We start from the raw sequence: 5566 nt of genomic DNA, 5'->3' as shown, positions 1-5566 counted from the left end.
CCTCCGGAGCACCCCGCGAGCAGCAGCCCGCCCGCGACCGCCACCGCACACGCCTTCACCCTGGTCACGCCGTTCACGGGCCCACCTCCGCAGAGGCTCCTTCCCCGCCGGCGGAGATCACGCCTCCCCGGCCGGAGGCGGGCGCGCCCGGACGCGTCCGCCGCGGGCCGCGCGCCCTACAGTTCGGCCTCGGCGTAGTCCTCGGGGGTGGGCTCGATCCGGACCTGGGAGAGTTCGAGCAGGTCGAAGGCTTCGGGGACGGTCGAGGCCCAGCTCACCGCGTCGAACGCCTTCGGGCGGGTGAAGCCGTGCTCCGCGAGGCCCTTCATCAGCTCGCGCAGCGGCTCGTAGACGCCGACGGGGTCGAGGATGACGATCTGCTTGTCGTGCATGCCGAGGGTGCGGGCCGTCCAGATCTCGAACAGCTCCTCGAGCGTCCCGATGCCGCCGGGCAGGACGAGGAACGCGTCGCTGCGGCGGTCCATCTCGCCCTTGCGGGTGCGCATGTCGGGGGTGACGATCAGCTCGTCGTTCTCCTCGTCGGAGATCTCGAGGTCGACCAGGTTCTCGGGGATCACGCCGACGGTGCGGGCGCCGCCGGCCCGGGCGGCGCGCGCGACGGCGCCCATGCAGGACACCTGGGCGCCGCCGCTGACCAGGCTGTGGCCGCGCCGCGCCAGCTCGGCGCCGGCCTCCGCCGCGAGGTCGAGGAACCGGGGGTCGATCTTGCTGCTGGACGCGCAGAACACGCAGACCGCGAGGGAGTCGCTCACGTGCCGTCCACTTCCTGCCCCGCCGTCCCGGCGGCCCGGGCCGTCTCCTCGACCGCGGCCTGCTCCTGCAGCAGCCGCTCCTGCTCCATGTGCGCGTCGACGATCACCTTGACGACCTCGTCGGGGTCGTCGGTGAGGTGGATCAGGTCCAGGTCGTCGGGGGAGATCTTCGCCGACGGCAGCATCGTGGCGCGGATCCAGTCGAGGAGGCCGCCCCAGAACTCGGTGCCGACGAGGACGATCGGGAACCGGGTGATCTTCTTGGTCTGGACGAGCGTGATCGCCTCGAACAGCTCGTCCAGCGTCCCGAAGCCGCCCGGCAGCACCACGAACGCCTGCGAGTACTTCACGAACATCGTCTTGCGGACGAAGAAGTACCGGAACTCGAGGCCGATGTCGACGTGGTCGTTCAGCTTCTGCTCGAAGGGCAGCTCGATGCCGAGCCCGACCGACACGCCGCCGTTCTCGTCGCAGCCCTTGTTCGCCGCCTCCATGATGCCCGGGCCGCCGCCGGTGATCACCGCGTACCCGGCGTCGTGCAGCCGGGCGCCGATGTCGACGGCCGCCTCGTACTCGGGGGTGCCCGGCTTGGTGCGGGCGCTGCCGAACACGCTGACCGCCTTCGGCAGCTCCGCCAGCAGCCCGAAGCCCTCCACGAACTCGGCCTGGATGCGCAGCACCCGCCACGGGTCGGCGTGCACCCAGTCGGCCGGGCCGCGCGCGTCGAGCAGCCGCTGGTCGGTGGTCGTCGGGGGGACGGCGCGCCCGCGCAGCATGGCGGGCCCCTGCCGCCGGGATCGGCGGCTTTCTTCGGATGTCATGACCCCACCGTAATGGCGCGCCGGGTACCCCCACCTCCCGGTTTTCCCGGTCACCCCACGTGCGCCGGCGGCCGGGCGTCCGCCGCCGCGCGCCCGTCGGCCGTCCGGCCGGGGATGAGCGCCAGGGCGGCCGCCGCGGCGAGGAGCGCGACGCCCGCGGCGGCGAGCATGCCGGCCCGGAAGCCCGCGTTCAGCGCGACGCCGAGGACGTGCTCGCCGTCGGCGAGCGCGTTCTCGGTGACCTGCGCGGACACCGCCACCACGAGGGCCAGGCCGAGCGCGCCGCCGACCTGCTGGGCGGTGTTGACGAGGCCGGACGCGAGCCCCGACTCGTCCGCCGCGGCCCCGGCGGTCGCGGCGATGGCGGTGCCGACGAACACCACGCCGGCGCCGAGCCCCATCACGATCGCGGGGCCGAGCGCCTCGGCCGCGTAGTGGCCGGTCGCCGACATCCGGGAGAACCAGGCGAGCCCGCACGCGGCCACCGCCAGCGCGGCGCCCACCGGCACCCGGGGGCCGAACCGGGTGACGAGCCGCGACCCGAGCGCCGAGCCCGCGCCGATCGCGATCGCCACCGGGAGCTGCGCCACCCCCGCCTTCACCGGCTCGTAGCCCTTGACCTGCTGCAGGTAGAGGGTCATGACGTAGAACATCGGGAAGATCGCCATCGTCATCAGGACGGCCGCGAGGTTCCCGCCGGTCAGCGACCGGTTCCGGAAGACGCCGAGCGGGACGAGCGGGTTCCGCACGCGCGCCTCCACCGCGGCGAACGCCGCCAGCAGCGCGGCGGCCGCGGCGCCGAGCCCGAGCGTCCGCGCGGACGTCCAGCCCGCCTCGTTCGCGTCCACCAGCGTGTAGACGAGCAGCGCGAGCCCGCCGGTCACCGCGACGGCGCCGGCCAGGTCGAAGCCGCGGACCCGCTCGTCGCGCGCCTCGGGGAGCAGGACGGGCGCGAGCGCGAGCGCGGCGGCGCCGATCGGGACGTTGACGTACAGCACCGCCTCCCAGCCGAACCAGTCGGTGAGCAGCCCGCCGAGGATGGCGCCCGCGGCGCCGCCCGCGCCGGCGACGGCGCCGAACAGGCCGAGCGCGCGGTTGCGCTCGGGGCCGGGCGCGAACAGCGTCATGATCAGCGCCAGCGCGGCCGGGGCGGCCAGCGCGGCGCCGACGCCCTGCGCGGCGCGCGCGGCGACGAGCGTCCCGGCGTTCGGGGCGAGCCCGCCGACGAGCGAGGTGACGGTGAACAGCGCCAGCCCGGCCAGGAACATCCGGCGCCGTCCGGCGAGGTCGGCGACCCGCCCGCCGAACAGCAGGAAGCCGCCGAACGCGAGCGTGTAGGCGTTGGCGACCCAGGACAGGTCGGCCTGGTCGAAGTGCAGGTCGCGGCCGATGGACGGCAGCGCGATGTTGACGATCGAGGCGTCCAGGACCAGGACGAACTGGACCGAGGTGAGCAGGGCGAGCGCGAGCCCCCGATGCCGTGCGGCCATGCGCGGCTCCTTATCTGGAAGTCGAATTCCGGTTCCGCTTGCATCGCGAGACGATACGGAAGCCAGATTCCGCTTGTCAATCACTTTACCTAGACGCTCTAGAAAATCTAGAGCCTCTAGGGATACGTGGGGATCGCCGGACCGTCCGGCGTCCGGGGCGGGGAGGCCGGCCCCTCGCGCGTGGTTCACTGGAGGCGATGACCGCCGCCACCGGGCCGCGCCCCCTGCGCGCCGACGCACGCCGCAACCGCCGCCGCGTGCTGGACGCCGCGCGCACCGCGTTCGAAGAGGACGGCGTCGAGGTCCAGATGGAGGACATCGCCCGCCGCGCCGGCGTCGGCGTCGGGACGATCTACCGCCACTTCCCCACCAAGCAGGCGCTCATCGACGAGCTCGCCGCCGAGTGGCTGGCCGACGGCGCCGCCAACGCCGCCGAGGCCCTGCGCATCGACGACCCGTGGGAGGGCCTCGCGCACTACGTGCGGCTGAGCTGCGACGTCATGGGCCGCAACCGCGGGCTGCGCACGGTGTTCGGCGACATCGGCCTGCTGTTCGACGAGAACACCGGCCCCGAGAACCGGGACCTGCACGACCGCGTCACCCGGCTCCTCGACCGCGCCCGCGCCGCCGGGGCGCTCCGCGCCGACGTCGGGGTGCGCGAGTTCCGCACGCTGATGTGCGGGCTGGCGACGGCGGTCAACCTCGCCGGCCCCGAGGGCCGTCGCGTCTACGCCGACGTGCTCCTGCGGGGCCTGCGCGCCTGACTCGGGCGCGGCCGGCTCAGGCGGTGAGCCACGCGCGCATGCGGCGCTCGCAGTCGGCGATCAGCGGCGTCTCGACGTACTCGTCCTTCGTGTGCGCGAGCGTCGGCTCCCCCGGCCCGTAGTTGACGGCCGGCACGCCCAGCTCGGCGAACTGCGCGACGTCCGTCCAGCCGAGCTTCGCCCGGACCTCCGCGCCGGCCGCCCGGACGAACGCGTCCGCCGCCGGGTGCGTCAGCCCCGGCCGCGCCGCGGGCGAGGCGTCCGTGACCATCACCGCGAACCCGTCGAAGATCTCCCGGAGGTACCGCTCGGCCTCGTCGAGCGACTTGTCGGGCGCGAACCGGTAGTTCACCGTCACGACGCACTCGTCCGGGATGACGTTCCCCGCGACGCCGCCGCGGACGAACACCGCGTTCAGGCCCTCGCGGTACTCGAGCCCGTCCACGACCGGACGCGTGGGCTCGTAGGCGCGCAGGACGTCCAGGATGCGTCCGGCGGAGTGGATCGCGTTCGACCCCATCCAGGCGCGCGCGCTGTGCGCCCGCTCCCCCGCGGCCGCCACCTCCACCCGCATGGTGCCCTGGCAGCCGCCCTCGATCAGCGCGCCCGTCGGCTCCATCAGGACGGCGAAGTCGCCCGCGAGCAGCTCGGGACGCTCGCGGGCCAGCCGCCGCAGCCCGTTGCGGGACGCCTCGATCTCCTCGCACTCGTAGAACACGAACGTGATGTCGCGGGTCGGCTCGGCCACCGTCGCGGCGAGCCGCAGCGCCACCGCGACGCCGCTCTTCATGTCGGAGGTGCCGCACCCGTACAGCCGGTCGCCCTCGACCCGCGACGGCAGGTTCCCGTTCAGCGGCACGGTGTCGAGGTGCCCGGCCAGGACGACCCGTTCCGCGCGCCCGAGGTCCGTGCGCGCGACGACGTTGTGCCCCACCCGCTCGACCGCGAGGTGCGGCAGCGCCCGCAGCGCCTCCTCGACCGCGTCCGCCAGCGGACCCTCCCCGCCGCTCACCGACTCGATGTCGACGACCGCCGCCGTCAGGTCCGCCACGTCCGAGAACAGATCAAGCCGCATGGTCGACAAGCGTACGCGGCAATAGGATCACCGGCGTGGAGACGCCCATCGAAGTGCACTGGTCGGCCCCCGCCGACGAGCCGCACATGCGCGACCTGCTGCCCGCCGCCGAACGCGACCGCTACGACCGCTTCGCCCGCGCCGAGGACAAGGCCCGTTTCGTCACCGGACGCTTCCTCGCCCGCACCGTCCTCGCCGCCCGGACCGGTCTGGCCCCCGCGTCCATCGCGTTCACCACCGAATGCCCGCACTGCGGCGCCGACCACGGCAAGCCGCGCCTCCCGGGCCACGACGTCGACTTCTCGCTGTCGCACTCCGGCGACCGCGTCGTCCTCGCCGTCGCCGACGGCGTCCAGGTCGGCGTGGACGTCGAGCGCGAGAGCGACCGCGACATCGACCGCCTCGCCGAGATGGTCCTCGCCGCCCCCGAGCGCGACGCGCTCGCCGCCCTGACGCCCGAAGGGCGCAAGCGCGCGTTCCACGTCTACTGGAGCCGCAAGGAGGCCGTCCTGAAGGCCACCGGCCACGGCCTGGCGGCCCCCATGACCGCCCTGCACCTCTCCCCGCCCGACACCGCCCCCGAGCTCCTGAGCTGGGACGACGACAAGGCCGTCGGCTCCGTCCGGCTCGCCGACCTGTCCCC

At 74.2% G+C, this 5566-nt stretch carries 6 protein-coding genes; 2 read left to right on the top strand and 4 right to left on the bottom strand.

Annotated features, from left to right (window positions below; all coding sequences use genetic code 11):
* Positions 1-176: 176 nt before the first annotated feature.
* From DMH08_RS38160 to DMH08_RS38150, 3 genes are read right to left on the bottom strand one after another with little or no spacing between them, the layout of a single operon-like run.
* Positions 177-773 (bottom strand): TIGR00730 family Rossman fold protein, encoded by a 597-nt coding sequence (locus tag DMH08_RS38160; protein ID WP_233618060.1) that lies wholly within the window; start codon positions 771-773, stop codon positions 177-179.
* Positions 770-1594, bottom strand: a complete 825-nt coding sequence (locus tag DMH08_RS38155) for a TIGR00730 family Rossman fold protein (protein ID WP_026401333.1) — start codon at positions 1592-1594, stop codon at positions 770-772. The genes DMH08_RS38160 and DMH08_RS38155 overlap by 4 nt, the downstream gene beginning before the upstream one ends.
* Before the next feature lie 50 nt (positions 1595-1644).
* Positions 1645-3084 (bottom strand): MFS transporter, encoded by a 1440-nt coding sequence (locus DMH08_RS38150; RefSeq protein WP_125621101.1) that lies wholly within the window; start codon positions 3082-3084, stop codon positions 1645-1647.
* Positions 3085-3281: 197 nt separating this feature from the next.
* Here DMH08_RS38150 and DMH08_RS38145 point away from each other — a divergent pair, with 197 nt between their 5' ends.
* Positions 3282-3848 carry a TetR/AcrR family transcriptional regulator gene (locus tag DMH08_RS38145; protein ID WP_034516860.1) on the top strand — a complete coding sequence of 189 codons (567 nt, stop codon included), beginning with the start codon at positions 3282-3284 and terminating at the stop codon, positions 3846-3848.
* A gap of 16 nt (positions 3849-3864) precedes the next feature.
* Here the strand turns inward: DMH08_RS38145 and dapE are convergent, their stop codons facing one another.
* The gene (dapE, locus tag DMH08_RS38140; protein ID WP_125621099.1) at positions 3865-4923 is read right to left on the bottom strand and encodes a succinyl-diaminopimelate desuccinylase; all 1059 of its coding nucleotides are present in this window, start codon (positions 4921-4923) and stop codon (positions 3865-3867) included.
* Positions 4924-4958: 35 nt separating this feature from the next.
* Here dapE and DMH08_RS38135 point away from each other — a divergent pair.
* A partial coding sequence (locus tag DMH08_RS38135) for a 4'-phosphopantetheinyl transferase family protein (RefSeq protein ID WP_125621097.1) occupies positions 4959-5566 on the top strand: 608 nt, incomplete at its 3' end.

Source organism: Actinomadura sp. WAC 06369 (assembly GCF_003947565.1).
Classification (GTDB): Bacteria; Actinomycetota; Actinomycetes; order Streptosporangiales; family Streptosporangiaceae; genus Spirillospora; species Spirillospora rifamycini.
The sequence above is the reverse complement of the archived record's forward strand: the minus strand, read 5'-3'. Positions and strand labels throughout refer to the sequence as shown.